The following is a 14,791-nucleotide window of genomic DNA, read 5'->3' as shown; positions in this document are numbered from 1 at the left end:
CTGGGAATGAGGGAATAAGCATGCAACAACTGAACCCGTCAGAAATCAGTGAAATTATCAAACAGAGAATCGATAATCTCGACGTTTCTGTGCAGGCCAAAAACGAAGGTACCATCGTCAGCGTTTCTGACGGTATCGTTCGTATCCACGGTCTGGCAGATGTCATGTACGGTGAGATGATCGAATTTGATGGTGGCCTTTTTGGTATGGCACTTAACCTGGAGCGTGACTCCGTGGGTGCTGTGGTACTGGGCGACTACCAGAGTCTGGCTGAAGGCCAGTCCTGCCGTTGCACCGGCCGAATTCTGGAAGTACCCGTAGGTCCGGAGATGGAAGGTCGGGTTGTAGATGCCCTGGGTAACCCCATCGACGGCAAAGGCGCGATCAACGCCAAGCTGACGGCTCCGGTTGAGAAAGTTGCTCCCGGTGTAATCGCCCGTAAGTCGGTTGACCAACCGGTACAGACCGGTCTTAAGGCGATTGACGCCATGGTGCCGATTGGCCGTGGCCAGCGCGAGCTGATCATTGGTGACCGCCAGGTTGGTAAAACAGCTGTTGCCGTTGATGCCATCATCAACCAGAAAGGCAAAAACGTTAAGTGTGTTTACGTTGCTATCGGCCAGAAGCAGTCTTCCATCGCTCAGGTGGTAAGCAAGCTGGAAGAGCACGGCGCCATGGAATACACCGTGGTTGTTGCCGCCAGCGCCTCTGACCCCGCATCCATGCAATACCTGGCACCTTACTCAGGCTGCTCAATGGGTGAGTATTACCGCGACCGCGGCGAAGACGCCCTGATCATTTACGATGACCTGACCAAGCAGGCCTGGGCCTACCGTCAGATCTCCCTGCTGTTGCGTCGCCCGCCGGGCCGCGAAGCTTATCCTGGTGACGTATTCTATTTGCACTCACGTTTGCTGGAGCGCGCATCGCGCGTTAACGCAGACTATGTAGAGCAGATGACCAACGGCGAAGTGAAAGGCAAAACCGGTTCATTGACCGCGCTGCCCATCATTGAGACTCAGGCGGGTGACGTATCTGCATTCGTACCGACCAACGTTATCTCCATCACGGATGGTCAGATCTTCCTGGAAACTGACCTGTTTAACGCTGGTATCCGTCCTGCGATCAACGCCGGTCTGTCAGTATCCCGGGTTGGTGGTGCGGCTCAAACCAAGATCATCAAGAAACTGGGCGGCGGTATTCGTATCGCGCTGGCTCAGTATCGCGAACTGGCGGCATTCGCCCAGTTTGCATCGGATCTGGACGATGCCACCCGCGCACAGCTGGAGCACGGTCAGCGTGTTACCGAGCTGATGAAGCAGGGTCAGTATTCGCCAATGTCGGTTGCCGAAATGGGCCTGGTGCTGTTTGCAGCCAACGAAGGTTTCCTGAAAGACGTTGACCTGAACAAGATCGTTGCGTTTGAAAAAGCGCTGCTGTCCTATGCCAACAGCCAGCACGGCGAGCTGTTAACTAGCATAAACAGCAAGCCTGACTTTAACGACGAAATTGCAGCCCAGCTGAAGTCGTTGATCGAGCAGTTCAAAGCAACTCAAACCTGGTAACTGTGGTTTTTAACTACAGACCGGGCAATATTCGGTAGGCGGTGAATTATGGCTGGTGGAAAAGAGATTCGAGGCAAGATCTCCAGCATCAATAATACGCGGAAAATAACCAGCGCCATGGAAATGGTGGCTGCGTCAAAGATGCGTAAAGCGCAGGATCGCATGGCAGTTGGCAAACCTTACGCGACACATATGCGTAATGTTATTGGCCATATTGCCAATGCGAACCCGGAGTATCGTCACGTCTATTTCACCAAGCGTGAAGTCAAACGTGCCGGGTTTATTGTCATATCATCAGACCGTGGCCTGTGTGGCGGTCTGAACATCAACGCATTCAAGGCGGCCGTCAAAGCGATCAGCAGTTTGCGTAAACAGAACGTCGAAGTCGAGTTCGCAGCAGTAGGCGCCAAGGCAACGTCGTTCTTCAACAGTTATGGCGGCAAGGTCGTGGCATCAGTACGTGGTCTGGGCGACAAGCCCGAGCTCGCTGATGTTATCGGTGCAGTCAAGGTGATGCTGGACAAGTTCGACAATGGCGAAATCGATCAGCTTTTCCTGGTCAGCAACAATTTTGTCAACACCATGACGCAAACACCGGTGGTAGCGCAGTTATTGCCGCTGGAGCCATCAGACGACAAAGAGCTCAAGCATCACTGGGACTATATTTACGAGCCCCAGGCCGAAGCTCTGCTGGATGGCCTGCTGGCACGTTATGTTGAAACGCAAGTTTATCAGGCAGTGGTTGAAAATCTTGCCTGCGAACAGGCGGCCCGGATGCTTGCAATGAAGAACGCAACTGACAACGCAGGCGATTTGATAGAAGAGCTTGGCCTTGTCTACAACAAGGCGCGGCAGGCTTCCATTACACAGGAACTGTCAGAGATCGTCAGCGGCGCGGCCGCTGTCTGATCGCCAGCGACAAACAGATATTTAACCAGTTTAGAAGATCAGGAATACTTAAGAGGAACCGGACATGAGTAGCGGTCGTATCGTACAAATTATCGGTGCAGTTATCGACGTACAATTCCCGCGGGAAGACGTACCTCGTATCTATGATGCACTGTCCGTCGAAGGCGGCGAAATCACACTCGAGGTGCAGCAGCAGTTGGGCGACGGCATCGTGCGTACCATCGCAATGGGCAGCACCGAAGGTCTGCGTCGTGGTCTGGACGTGTCCAACACCAAAGCGCCGGTTTCTGTACCCGTGGGTAAAGAAACCCTGGGTCGTATCATGGACGTTCTGGGTCGCCCCATTGATGAGCGTGGTGACATCGGTGAACAGGAGCGTATGCCCATTCACCGTAAAGCGCCTGCTTATGACGAGTTGTCCGCATCCAGCGAACTGCTGGAAACCGGCATCAAGGTAATCGACCTGATCTGCCCGTTTGCAAAAGGTGGTAAAGTGGGTCTGTTCGGTGGTGCTGGTGTTGGTAAGACCGTCAACATGATGGAGCTGATCAACAACATCGCAAAAGCCCACAGCGGTCTGTCTGTATTCGCCGGTGTTGGTGAGCGTACTCGTGAAGGTAACGACTTCTACCACGAGATGCAGGAATCCAAAGTTATCGACATGGATGACCTGACTAACTCCAAAGTGGCAATGGTTTACGGCCAGATGAACGAGCCGCCCGGCAACCGTCTGCGTGTGGCGCTGACCGGTCTGACCATGGCAGAAAAATTCCGTGATGAAGGTCGTGACGTACTGTTCTTCGTTGACAACATCTACCGTTACACACTGGCGGGTACCGAAGTATCAGCACTGCTGGGCCGTATGCCTTCAGCGGTAGGTTACCAGCCAACACTGGCGGAAGAGATGGGTGTTCTGCAGGAACGTATCACCTCGACCAAGACCGGTTCCATCACCTCCATCCAGGCGGTATACGTACCGGCGGATGACTTGACTGACCCGTCACCGGCCACCACCTTTGCCCACCTTGATGCAACGGTTGTACTGTCACGCTCCATCGCCGAACTGGGTATCTACCCGGCAATCGATCCACTGGATTCAACATCACGTCAGCTGGACCCGCTGGTTATCGGTCAGGAGCACTACGAAGTTGCTCGTGGCGTACAGACAGTGCTGCAGCGTTATAAGGAACTGAAGGACATCATCGCAATTCTGGGTATGGACGAATTGTCAGAAGACGACAAACAGACTGTAGCCCGGGCGCGTAAAATTCAGCGTTTCCTGTCGCAGCCGTTCTTTGTTGCTGAAATCTTCACCAACACCCCCGGCAAATACGTGTCCCTGAAAGACACCATTGCGGGCTTTAAAGGCATCCTGGAAGGTGACTACGATCACATTCCGGAACAGGCCTTTAACATGGTCGGTACGATTGAAGAAGCTGTCGAGAAAGCAGCTAAACTCAAAGGCTGATAGTGTTGTTTGCAGGCAGGCTGGCAACAGTCTGTCTGCGCTGAACATCAATGGTCTGACAGAATTGCAAAGAGATAAAGTTTATGGCGATGACAATGCATTGTGACATCGTAAGTGCCGAAAAACAGATCTTCTCCGGCCTGGTAGAAATGGTCGTGGCGACGGGAACACTGGGTGATCTGGGTGTGGCACCAGGCCATGCACCTTTGCTGACCGAGCTTATTCCCGGACCGGTACGCTGCGTGCTGCGTGACGGAGCAGAAGAAATTTATTACGTATCCGGCGGTTACCTCGAAGTACAGAGCGGAACGGTTACCGTGCTCGCTGATACGGCAATCCGCGCTGGCGATGTAGACGAAGCTGCGGCTCAGAAAGCTATCGAAGACGTACAGTCAGCGATTGCCAACAAAGACGCCGAGTTCGAATACTCACGCGCTGCGACACAGCTGGCTGAAGCTGTTGCACAGCTTCGTGCACTCAAGCAAATACGCAAGTAACAGTCACATCGCTTTGAAAGTTCGGGAAAAAAGGGTAGCCTAACCGCTACCCTTTTTTTATGGACGTTACTCAGGACAGACCATGAGCACAGACGTAATTGTGTTGGCCGCAGGCAAGGGCACACGAATGTATTCCGACCAACCTAAAGTCCTGCACACACTGGCCGGAAAACCCATGCTTGGTCACGTCATCTCAGCAGCAACAGCGATCGGTGCCGATGGCATTCATGTTGTCACCGGATTCCAGTCTGCTCAGGTTCGCGCCTACTTCGACAGAAACCCTGTCGACGCGTCGCTTAACTGGGTGGAACAGACAGAGCAGTTGGGTACCGGACACGCCGTCATGCAGGCGGCGCCGACGTTGGCAGACGACAAAACCGTGGTTGTACTTTACGGTGACGTTCCACTGATAACGTCGGCGACTCTGCTTCAATTGCAGGCCAAGGCCGAAGAAACCGGCATCGCCGTGTTGACTCTGGTGACTGATAACCCAACTGGCCTGGGTCGTATCATTCGTGATGAGTCGGGTCAGATTAGCGCGATTGTGGAAGAGAAGGACGCCTCCGACGAGCAAAAAAAGATTAACGAAATTAATACCGGCATCATGGCGTTCAACGCCGGCAAATTAAAACGATGGCTTGCTTCACTGACCACCGAGAACGCCCAGGGAGAGTATTACCTGACCGATACAGTGGCCCTGGCATGCAACGATGGTTGCAGTGTCGCCAGTTTACAGACCCATGACAGTGACGAGGTACAGGGAGTCAACAATAGATTGCAGCTCGCCGAACTGGAACGTAATTACCAGTTACGGCAGGCGCAACACCTGGCATTGAAGGGAGTCACTGTGCGGGATCCGGCCCGTCTCGATATACGAGGCTCATTGCAGGTTGGGCGGGACGTGTGTCTCGACATCAATGTCATTGTTGAAGGCAATGTGACACTCGGCGATCGGGTCAATATAGGGCCAAATGTCACTCTTATCGATTGTAACATCGGCGACGACTGCACCATTCTGGCCAACAGCCATCTGGAAGGCAGCACGTTATCAAAAGCATGTACTGTCGGCCCATTCGCGCGACTGCGAGCTGGCACTGAACTGGGCGATCGAAGCAAAATCGGTAACTTTGTTGAAACCAAAAAATCCAGTATTGGACCCGGCAGTAAAGTGAATCATCTGAGTTATATCGGTGATGCCAGTATCGAAGACAACGTCAATATCGGTGCCGGTACCATTACCTGCAACTATGACGGCATTAACAAATTCAGGACAGTCATCAAGGCAGGTGTTTTTATTGGTTCCAACAGCGCACTGGTGGCGCCGGTAAGTATCGGGCGTGATGCTACCGTCGCGGCGGGCTCTGTTGTTACGTCGGATGTACCAGACAATGATCTCGCCGTCGCGCGCGGAAAGCAAAAAAATATTTCCGGATGGAAACGTCCAGTCAAAAAATAGATTATCGAAAGTAACAGGGGTTGTTTATGTGCGGAATTGTCGGCGCGGTAGCACAGCGGGATGTGGTTGAAATATTACTGGAAGGTCTAAAACGCCTGGAGTATCGGGGTTACGATTCCGCCGGCGTGGCGGTTCTCGGCAGCAAAGATGAGTCGTTGACTTCGGTCAGGGCCGTCGGCAAAGTTAAAAAACTGGTCAACAAGATTGAAGAAAACCCGACACAGGGTAAGACCGGCATTGCCCATACCCGCTGGGCAACTCACGGTGTTCCCAGTGAAAACAATGCTCACCCTCATATGTCCCATGACGAACTTGCTCTGGTTCACAACGGTATTATTGAGAACCACGATGCACTTAGAAAACAACTGCTTGCAGACGGTTATGCATTCACCTCCGACACCGACACCGAGGTTGTTGTGCATCTGATTCATCGCGCAATGCGTCAGGAAAAAATCGATCTGCTGAGCGCCGTGCAACATGTTGTACCAATGTTACATGGTGCCTATGGTCTTTGCGTCATCAGTACTAAGGAGCCTGAAACTCTGGTGGTTGCTCGCAGTGGCAGCCCACTGGTAATCGGCGTCGGTATAGGCGAAAACTTTGTCGCATCCGATCCGCTGGCATTGGGGCAGGTAACAGACCGATTTATTTACCTGGAAGAAGGTGATGTCGCCGAGGTTAAACGAAAATCCATCAGCATCTTTGCTGACGGCAAGCCCGTGGAGCGAAAACGCACGCGTATCCGCAGCGATCTTTCCGAAATAGAGAAGGGCGACTATGGCCACTTTATGCTCAAGGAAATATACGAGCAAAGTGCTGTCATCAAGAACACGCTAAGTGGCCGGGTCAGCGCCAACCATGTATTGGAAGAAGCCTTTGGTATCAAAGCAAAAGATATTTTCGACAAGGTCAATAATGTACAGATTGTTGCCTGCGGAACCAGTTTCCACGCCGGCTTGATCACCAAATACTGGCTCGAAAACATCGCCAAGATGCCGTGTCAGGTGGATATCGCCAGTGACTATCGTTATCGCAATATAATCGTCCGACCCGGTACGCTGTTTGTGACGATTTCGCAGTCTGGCGAAACTGCAGATACGCTGGCGGCGTTACGTTACGCCGATGAACTTGGCTATGTCGGTAGCCTGGCAATCTGCAATGTGGCCACCAGCTCTCTGGTGCGTGAATCTGACTTCTCGCTTTTGACCATGGCCGGGCGGGAAATAGGCGTGGCCTCTACCAAGGCTTTCACGACTCAGCTTTGCGCATTGTTGCTGCTGTCGCTGGTGCTGGGCCGCCGCAATGGCATGACAGACGAATCCGAAGCGCAACATGTGACTGATCTGCACAAACTGCCCGGACTGGTTGACCAGGTACTTGAGCTGGACGAGGCAATCAAAGAGTTGTCCATCAGTTTTGCAGACAAGAATCACGCACTGTTCCTGGGTCGTGGCAATCAGTATCCGGTTGCCAAAGAAGGTGCACTCAAACTCAAGGAAATTTCCTATATTCACGCGGAGGCCTATCCCGCTGGCGAACTCAAACATGGGCCGTTGGCGTTGGTAGACGACAAAATGCCGGTCATTGCTGTGGCACCGAATGACGAGCTACTGGGAAAATTGAAAGGCAACCTGGCAGAAGTCAGTGCTCGTGGCGGTAAATTGTTTGTATTTGCCGACGAGAGCGGTGGTTTCGACGATGACGGAGACTACAAACTGATTCGAATGCCTGCAGTACCGGATGTACTGGCGCCCATTCTATATACCGTGCCACTACAGCTGTTGTCCTACCATGTCGCCATTCTAAAAGGTACTGATGTGGATCATCCTCGCAACCTGGCCAAGTCAGTGACAGTGGAGTAGGCAGGTTGGCTTAGTTCCGTTTTCTGCGTCAGTAAGCATAGCAGCTTCAGGACTCTGAAGCCTGCAACGATTCAGCTATACATTAGATGTGTCGGGTGTCACAGAAAAAGGGTCAGTTCTCGTTGCCGCCGATAATATTAGGCTTTTGTGTGCGCAGGGCGCGCAGGCTTTTGTTGATACGCTTCAAATAGTCTTTCAACAGATCTTTGCGCAACCGTGCCACGCCCATGGCCAGTACATCAATGACCAGCAGATGAGCGATGCGGGAAGAAACCGGCGTGAATACCTGCAGGTCCTCTTCCATATTGACATAAATCGGAATCGTACTGAGTTTGCTCAGAGGTGTGTCCTGTGGCGCCAGGCCGACCACTGTCGCGCCGGCTTCAAGTGCCAGTTCCACACTTTGTATCAGGGCTTTGGTGCGACCTGATTGCGAAATGGCAACCACAACGTCTTTGGGGCTGAGCGAAATCGCTGACATGTGCTGAATATGCGGGTCGGTGTAGGCCGTACTGGACAATTGCAGACGGAAAAACTTGTGTTGGGCATCGGAGGCCACCGAACCGGAGGCGCCGAAGCCGTAGAACTCTACCCGGTTGGCCTCGTTGATGGCGGCAATGGCCTGTTCCAGGGCAGTCGGGTCCAGTTGGTCGCGTACTGTCAGCAACGAGCCAATGGTTGAATCAAAGACCTTGTGACTGAGATCGGCGACCGTGTCGCGATCATCCACCGAAAATTGTGAATAGCTGCTGTTTGCGCCCAGGTGCTGGGCCAGTTGCAACTTGAATGACTGGAAGCCATCAAAATCCAGCGCCCGACAGAAACGAACCACCGTCGGTTCGCTGACATCGGCGCGTGCGGCCACGTCGACAATACGCATGCCCAGTACCGCCGAGGTGTTGTCGATGACAAAATCGGCAACCTTGCGCTCGGACTTGCGCAGCAACTCGCGTCGCTCTTTGATTTTACTGATCAGATTCTGGGCATCCACCGCTGTCTTCCTGTTACACTGCGGAGTGTGAAGTTAGGAGTGTGAATATAACAGGAAGCACGCTTTCAGTACCATCCTCATGCTTCATACAATTCTGATGCTGTTACCCAAGCGATCTGCGGTGCTTTGTTTTGGATGCTCACCAACCTGAAATTCGAATCGGACTGTCGATGCAGGAAATTGATGCTGGCGCCTGGAACAGGCTGGCCGGTAGCAACAGTCCGTTCCTGAAACACGAGTTTCTTCTGGCGCTGGAACAAAGCGGATCGGTCAGTGCCGAGACGGGTTGGCAGCCGTGTCACCTGGCAGTCTTTGCTGAGGACAGCAAGCAACTGCTGGCTGCGATGCCGCTGTACCTGAAGAACCACTCTTACGGTGAGTATGTCTTTGACTGGAGCTGGGCCGACGCCTATCAGCGCCACGGGCATGCCTATTACCCCAAACTGCTGACCGCGATTCCGTTTACGCCGAGCCAATCCCCTCGGGTACTGGCCGACAGCCCGGAACGAATACAGGCGCTTATGCCCCATATTATCAGCGCAGTGATGAAGTATGCTGAACAGTCAGGTGCCAGTTCCTGGCATATTCTGTTTCCGGATACGTCAGCCTCAGCCCTGTTTGCCAAAGCCGGGCTGGTTCGCCGGGAGGCCTGTCAGTTTCACTGGCGCAATCGTGATTACCAGAGCTTTGATGGGTTTCTCGATACCTTCAGTTCGCGCAAGCGCAAGAATCTGCGTAAGGAAAGAGCCGATGTGAAAGCTCAGGGCATCAGCTTTGAGCGTCTGCAAGGGGAGGAAATAAGCGACGCGATCTGGGACCGGTTTTATCAGTTCTATCAGAATACCTATCACATTCGTGGTCAGCATGGTTATCTGACGCGCGACTTTTTTCGACAGATACATGCCAGCATGCCTGAAGCAGCGTTTCTGGTAATGGCACAGCGGCACGGCGAATATATCGCCGGGGCGTTATTCTTCGAGGGAGCTGAAAGCCTGTTCGGTCGTTATTGGGGGGCCAGCGACGACTACCAGAATCTGCACTTTGAGACCTGCTATTATCAGGGCATTGAATATTGTATTGCACATCAACTGACGCTGTTTGATGCCGGTGCTCAGGGTGAGCACAAGTTGCGACGCGGCTTCGAACCGGTGAGCACAGAATCCTATCACTGGATACAAGAGCCTGCCTTTCGCCATGCCATCGCTGACTTCTGTGCGCAGGAAATCGATCATGTGCGCGCCTATAAAGAGGCTGCCGTCCAACAATTGCCGTTCAAACGCCCCGACAATGATTGATCCAGTCTGGCTGGTTTACGGATTCTCCAGAATAAAACTACTGAGCAATGTGCGCTGTTCGTCAGTCGGACTTTCAAAACGCAGCACAAGATTCAGGAATTCGGCGTCCCGACGCTTCTCGACTGCGGAGATGCTGTGCACATAAGCGCCAAGATCGTTGATCGCCTGACCCGCCTGGTTGCCCGGTGACAGCGTGACCGAGACGGATGCAAACACACTGGGATGTTGTGCAGCGCGCTTGCAGACCAGCAATACTTCGTCGATGCTGATGTGCTTGATCATGCAACGAAACTCAATGTCTTCCCAGGATACCAGCGCCGTGCCTTTGAGCTTGGGAGATTCTTTGCTTTTGGCGGCGCCGGTCAATGCTTCCAGTGACCCGCCAGGCATACCGTCGCCTTTGCCACTGAGAATTTCCAGTGAGCTGAAAGGCCCGCCTTTGGCGGCCGGCCCGGCTGCAGCCTTGTTCAGTTTGCCGGATTTGACCAGCGCTTTCTGCACTTTGTGCATCAGTTCTTCACCGGTGAACGGCTTGCCCAGATAGTCACTGACGCCTGCCTGCACCGCGCGCATGATGTGTTCCTTGCCGCCCAGGCTGGTGATCATGACGAACGGTATCTGCGCCAGTTTTTCATCGGCACGTACCCACTGCAGCAGCTCTTCGCCACTTACACCGGGCATCTCCCAGTCGCTGAGAATGAGGTCGATGGGTTGCCGGTTCAGAATGGATTGTGCTCTGCGCCCGTCAGCGGCTTCAATAACTTCCCCCTGGGGCAGGTATTTTCGCAGCGTGCGCTTTATCAGATCGCGAATAAAACTGGCATCGTCGATCAGCAGAATTCGAATTTTCATATCATGCCTGTTTACGTAAAAAGACTGGCGCGGAAGCGGTTGAGTCTTTGGCGCTGTAACGATAACCCGCCGAGTTGAATTGACAAATACCTTCTGGCGAATCGATGCGGTTCTTAATGATATGCGCTGCCATCATGCCACGCGCTTTTTTGGCAAAAAAGCTGATTATCTTGTATTGACCGTTTTTGTAATCCTTAAATACCGGGCTGACGATGTCAGCATCCAGTACTTTTTTATCGACCGCACGAAAATATTCATTAGATGCCAGGTTAATCAGAACCCGGTTGCTGTGCCCCTTCATGGCCGTATTCAGGCCTTCAGCAAGCCGGCTGCCCCAGAATTCATACAGGTTTTTGTTGCCGCCGTGTGGCAAGGCAGTGCCCATCTCAAGGCGATAGGGTTGCATCAGATCCAGCGGACGCAGCAGGCCATAAAGCCCCGACAGAATGCGAACGTGGTTTTGCGCATAGGCCATGTCTTTCTGGTTAAGGGCGTGAACGTCCAGGCCCTGATAAACATCGCCGGTAAAGGCATAGATAGCCTGCCGGGCGTTGCTGGTATCAAAGGGTGTCTGCCAGTTGAGGTTGCGCCGGAAATTCAGCTCGCCCAGCGTGGCGCTGATATGCATGAGTTTTGACAGGTCTTCCGGAGATTGCTGGCGCAACGCCTGGTTTAGCTGCGCGGAATCATTCAGGTAATCTGCTTGTGTGAATTTGCCAGTGGGCACGGGGCTTTCAAAATCGAGTGACTTGGCAGGTGATAAAACCAACAGCATAAGGGCCTCAGAACATGGGCTTGGATTGACTGACTGTACGGGTAATACGTTATACAGGCTAAACGGATTGCGCGATATCCTGCCACCAGTTCAGCGGTGTTACGCCGTCCTCGGGATCATAGACGTTGCCGTAGTACCAGATCGTGTCCGGAAAGCGGGTCAGAGTCCTGTTCAGAACGTCCTCTATCTGCTGGAATCCAATCGATACATGGATGGTATAGACCAGCAGTCCCGGGCTGCTGATGTCGATACGACCATCTATCAGTTCCAGTTCGGGTGTCAGCGCCTGGTCGAGTTCCTCTGTGTTATGCTTGCTGAAAACACGTACGCTCAGATTGCCGCTGTGCTCAAGCAGTTCATAGGTAGCAGCGTTGTCGACGGGATAACGAATCCGGTCATCGGCCGCCAGCCCGCGTATAAAAGCAGGCGATTTGGTCAGACGAAATTCACCCGGCTGCTCCAGTCCCGCTTTTGATAGCAGTGCTTCGGGGTCTGTGACCGGCTGGCGGCCGGCAACAGGCAGCGACACCACATTAACCTGCTCAACAACGGGTTCATTGTTGTCGTTGTAACCGGCAATCAGGGGTATCTGAATCGTGTCTTGCAATTGGTCCATTGGGTTTCCTGGCGCGCGCGGCCAGGCTGTTGCCCTGTAGGCCGGAGCGTATCAATTCATTGTCATCAAGGCATTCACAACAGGGGCGTATTGTAACCCGCTAAGCATTATGCTGGAACTCTTTGAACGTTTTGCGGCCCGCCACCAGGGCTATCGATGGCCCGTTGCCGTGGCCCTGTTCGCCATGCTGGTGGTGTGTGTCTGGGTGCTGGTCGGGGCAACTGCGGCGCTGCAGGACCGCTGGCTTATTCCGGCCGTACTGGTGACGCTGTGGTTGCTGTTGCTGCTGTCCGGCCTCAATCTGTTTTCCCGGGTTCCGGGTCAGGCCGGTCCGCAGGCGTCCTGGTGGGCGCGCGTGAAGGCCAGCATACACCGGGGGCTGTACCATCTGTTTGCCTGGTTTCTGCTGCTGGTCAGCGTGAGCCTGATTGTGATCAGCTTCCAGCTCACCTCAGCCTGGCTGCGGATGAATTAACGTATGTTCGGTGGCTATCACATTACCGTACAATGAGCCTTGCTAACATGCGTAGCCACTGTCCAAGAGATAAAATGACAACAAGGAGTATCCGATGGGCCTGATTGACGAAGATATGGATAAAGATCCAACGCCCACCGGCGAGCTGGCCCTGCAGACACTGGCGATGCCCAGAGATACCAACGCCAATGGCGATATCTTTGGTGGCTGGCTGGTGTCCCAGATGGACCTGGCGGCCGGTATTGCCACCAAACAGGTGACTCACGGTCGTTCGGCAACGGTGGCAATCAAGAATGTCGAATTCCTGGCCCCGGTCAGCGTCGGTTCGGTGGTGAGCTGTTATGCCGAGATTCTGGAGGTGGGGCGTAGTTCCATGCACATCAATATCGAAGTGTGGATATCCAACTCCCTGACCCAGGCCGTGCAGCGCAAAGTCGCCGAAGGGTTGTTTATCTTTGTCGCCATTGATGACAACGGGCGCACGCGCCGGATCAAATGATCCGGCAACGCTACAATACACAGGCTGCTGAAAAACGTTTTCGAGGCGGCAGTTAGTTTTTCAGCTGCCTGTCAGGACACGCCTTCGGTCACGATCCGACTGGTTATCTTGCCGCTGGTCATCGCGCCGCTGACATTCAGCGCCGTGCGACCCATATCAATCAACGGTTCAATCGAAATCAGCAGGGCCACCAGTTCAATGGGCAGGCCCATCGCCGGCAACACGATCAGGGCCGCGAACGTCGCGCCACCACCAACACCCGCCACGCCAAATGAACTGATGGTAATAATGGCCACCAGCGTCAGGATAAAGCCCGGTGCCAGTGGATCAATACCGACCGTGGGCGCCGCCATTACCGCCAGCATCGCCGGATAAATACCGGCACAGCCGTTCTGCCCAATGGTGGCACCAAAGGACGCCGACAGGCTGGCAATGGAGGGGGGTACCTTCAATTCTTCGATCTGGGTGCGAATATTCAACGGGATGGTGGCTGCCGAACTGCGCGTGGCAAAGGCAAAGGTCAGCACCGGCCAGATTTTTCGGTAAAACTCCATCGGGTTGTTGCCGGACAGGCTGAGCAGCAGCCCGTGCACCGCGAACATGATGGCAATGGCGACGTAGGAAGCGATAACAAAACCGATCAGATTGAGGATATCGCCGCCGTTTGAGCTGGCCACGACATAGGTCACCAGCGACAGAATGCCGTATGGAGTCAGGCTCATGATGATTTTGACCAGACGCATGATAATGGCCTGAATGGTATCCGTGCCACCCTTAATGCGTTCGGCGTATTCGGGTTTTTCCCGGCTGACCAGCAGTGCTGCCAGACCAAACAGCATGCCAAAGATGACTACGGCAATAATGGACGTGCTGCGCGCATCGGTCAGGTCGGCGAAGATATTCCTGGGTACAAAGTTGACGATGGTCTGCGCAATGGTCAGGTTCTCCACCACCGGCGCTCGTGTCTCCAGTACCGCAGCACGCGCCAGTTCGCGCTCGCCGCCCACCATGCCTTCTGCACTCAGGCCAAAGACGGTGGTCACCAGAATACCAACCAGCGCGGCAATCATGGTGGTAAACACCAGAATACCAATCACCGAGCCACCAATTTTGCCCAGTGCCGCCACTTCGTGCAGCTTCACCACGGCGGCAATCATGGTCACCAGCACCAGTGGCATGATGATCATGCGTAACAGCGAGACATAAATATCGCCGGGCAGGTCAGTCCACACCAGGGTCGGGCGGATCTGATCGAGGTCGCCGCCATGAATCAGTTGCAGGAAAAAACCGTATACTGCACCCAGCACCAGGGCGATAAAGACCTGTTTCGCCAGGCTGGTGTCCGGTTTCTTCAGCTTGTAAAGGCCGAACAACAATGCGATAAAAATGGCTATGCTGATGACGTTCAGGACTGACATGGGGTGCTCCCTTGATTATTGTTGCCCCGTTATAGCCCCTAAGCAGGGTCGGTAGCAATCAGTTTTGACGATAAGCGTATGAAATAAAAGGCAGCTTTGTACCATTGCCGCTC

General features: G+C 53.7%; 14 protein-coding genes. 9 read left to right on the top strand and 5 right to left on the bottom strand.

What is annotated here, in order from left to right:
* Positions 1-20: 20 nt before the first annotated feature.
* The 6 genes from atpA (at position 21) to glmS (ending at position 7,757) form a co-directional block, all read left to right on the top strand.
* The gene (gene atpA, locus PHACT_RS09070; RefSeq protein ID WP_070117130.1) at positions 21-1,565 is read left to right on the top strand and encodes a F0F1 ATP synthase subunit alpha; all 1,545 of its coding nucleotides are present in this window, start codon (positions 21-23) and stop codon (positions 1,563-1,565) included.
* A 48-nt stretch (positions 1,566-1,613) separates the two neighbouring features.
* Positions 1,614-2,474 carry a F0F1 ATP synthase subunit gamma gene (gene atpG / locus PHACT_RS09065; protein WP_070117128.1) on the top strand — a complete coding sequence of 287 codons (861 nt, stop codon included), beginning with the start codon at positions 1,614-1,616 and terminating at the stop codon, positions 2,472-2,474.
* 64 nt (positions 2,475-2,538) lie between these two features.
* The gene (gene atpD, locus PHACT_RS09060) at positions 2,539-3,942 is read left to right on the top strand and encodes a F0F1 ATP synthase subunit beta (RefSeq protein ID WP_070117126.1); all 1,404 of its coding nucleotides are present in this window, start codon (positions 2,539-2,541) and stop codon (positions 3,940-3,942) included.
* An 83-nt stretch (positions 3,943-4,025) separates the two neighbouring features.
* The gene (locus PHACT_RS09055) at positions 4,026-4,439 is read left to right on the top strand and encodes a F0F1 ATP synthase subunit epsilon (protein WP_070117124.1); all 414 of its coding nucleotides are present in this window, start codon (positions 4,026-4,028) and stop codon (positions 4,437-4,439) included.
* An 82-nt stretch (positions 4,440-4,521) separates the two neighbouring features.
* On the top strand, positions 4,522-5,895 hold the full coding sequence (glmU, locus tag PHACT_RS09050; RefSeq protein WP_070117122.1) for a bifunctional UDP-N-acetylglucosamine diphosphorylase/glucosamine-1-phosphate N-acetyltransferase GlmU: 1,374 nt from the start codon (positions 4,522-4,524) through the stop codon (positions 5,893-5,895).
* A 26-nt stretch (positions 5,896-5,921) separates the two neighbouring features.
* Complete coding sequence (gene glmS / locus PHACT_RS09045; RefSeq protein ID WP_070117120.1) at positions 5,922-7,757, top strand: glutamine--fructose-6-phosphate transaminase (isomerizing); 1,836 nt, start codon at positions 5,922-5,924, stop codon at positions 7,755-7,757.
* Between the two features lie 112 nt (positions 7,758-7,869).
* Here glmS and PHACT_RS09040 read toward each other — a convergent pair whose 3' ends face one another.
* Positions 7,870-8,748: an SIS domain-containing protein gene (locus PHACT_RS09040; RefSeq protein WP_070117118.1), complete on the bottom strand. Its 879-nt coding sequence runs from the start codon at positions 8,746-8,748 to the stop codon at positions 7,870-7,872.
* A gap of 131 nt (positions 8,749-8,879) precedes the next feature.
* Between PHACT_RS09040 and PHACT_RS09035 the strand changes: the two genes are divergently transcribed.
* Entirely contained in the window at positions 8,880-10,043 is a 1,164-nt protein-coding gene (locus tag PHACT_RS09035) for a GNAT family N-acetyltransferase (RefSeq protein ID WP_245730669.1), read from the top strand.
* Between the two features lie 15 nt (positions 10,044-10,058).
* On the opposite strand, the gene PHACT_RS09030 is transcribed toward PHACT_RS09035, so the two are convergent.
* The 3 genes from PHACT_RS09030 to PHACT_RS09020 are packed head-to-tail and all read right to left on the bottom strand — an operon-like array spanning position 10,059 to position 12,286.
* The gene (locus PHACT_RS09030) at positions 10,059-10,895 is read right to left on the bottom strand and encodes a response regulator (protein ID WP_070117114.1); all 837 of its coding nucleotides are present in this window, start codon (positions 10,893-10,895) and stop codon (positions 10,059-10,061) included.
* 1 nt (position 10,896) lies between these two features.
* Positions 10,897-11,670: a peroxide stress protein YaaA gene (gene yaaA, locus PHACT_RS09025; RefSeq protein ID WP_070117110.1), complete on the bottom strand. Its 774-nt coding sequence runs from the start codon at positions 11,668-11,670 to the stop codon at positions 10,897-10,899.
* A 58-nt stretch (positions 11,671-11,728) separates the two neighbouring features.
* Complete coding sequence (locus tag PHACT_RS09020) at positions 11,729-12,286, bottom strand: DUF4265 domain-containing protein (protein ID WP_070117108.1); 558 nt, start codon at positions 12,284-12,286, stop codon at positions 11,729-11,731.
* A gap of 109 nt (positions 12,287-12,395) precedes the next feature.
* Between PHACT_RS09020 and PHACT_RS09015 the strand changes: the two genes are divergently transcribed.
* Together PHACT_RS09015 and PHACT_RS09010 are read left to right on the top strand one after the other, a co-directional pair.
* Entirely contained in the window at positions 12,396-12,761 is a 366-nt protein-coding gene (locus tag PHACT_RS09015) for a hypothetical protein (protein ID WP_070117106.1), read from the top strand.
* A gap of 103 nt (positions 12,762-12,864) precedes the next feature.
* On the top strand, positions 12,865-13,260 hold the full coding sequence (locus PHACT_RS09010) for an acyl-CoA thioesterase (protein WP_397389518.1): 396 nt from the start codon (positions 12,865-12,867) through the stop codon (positions 13,258-13,260).
* Between the two features lie 71 nt (positions 13,261-13,331).
* Here the strand turns inward: PHACT_RS09010 and PHACT_RS09005 are convergent, their stop codons facing one another.
* Positions 13,332-14,678 (bottom strand): L-cystine transporter, encoded by a 1,347-nt coding sequence (locus PHACT_RS09005; protein WP_070117099.1) that lies wholly within the window; start codon positions 14,676-14,678, stop codon positions 13,332-13,334.
* Positions 14,679-14,791: the final 113 nt, after the last annotated feature.

Origin of the sequence: Pseudohongiella acticola (genome assembly GCF_001758195.1) — a bacterium.
Classification (GTDB): domain Bacteria; phylum Pseudomonadota; class Gammaproteobacteria; order Pseudomonadales; family Pseudohongiellaceae; genus Pseudohongiella; species Pseudohongiella acticola.
The sequence above is the reverse complement of the archived record's forward strand: the minus strand, read 5'-3'. Positions and strand labels throughout refer to the sequence as shown.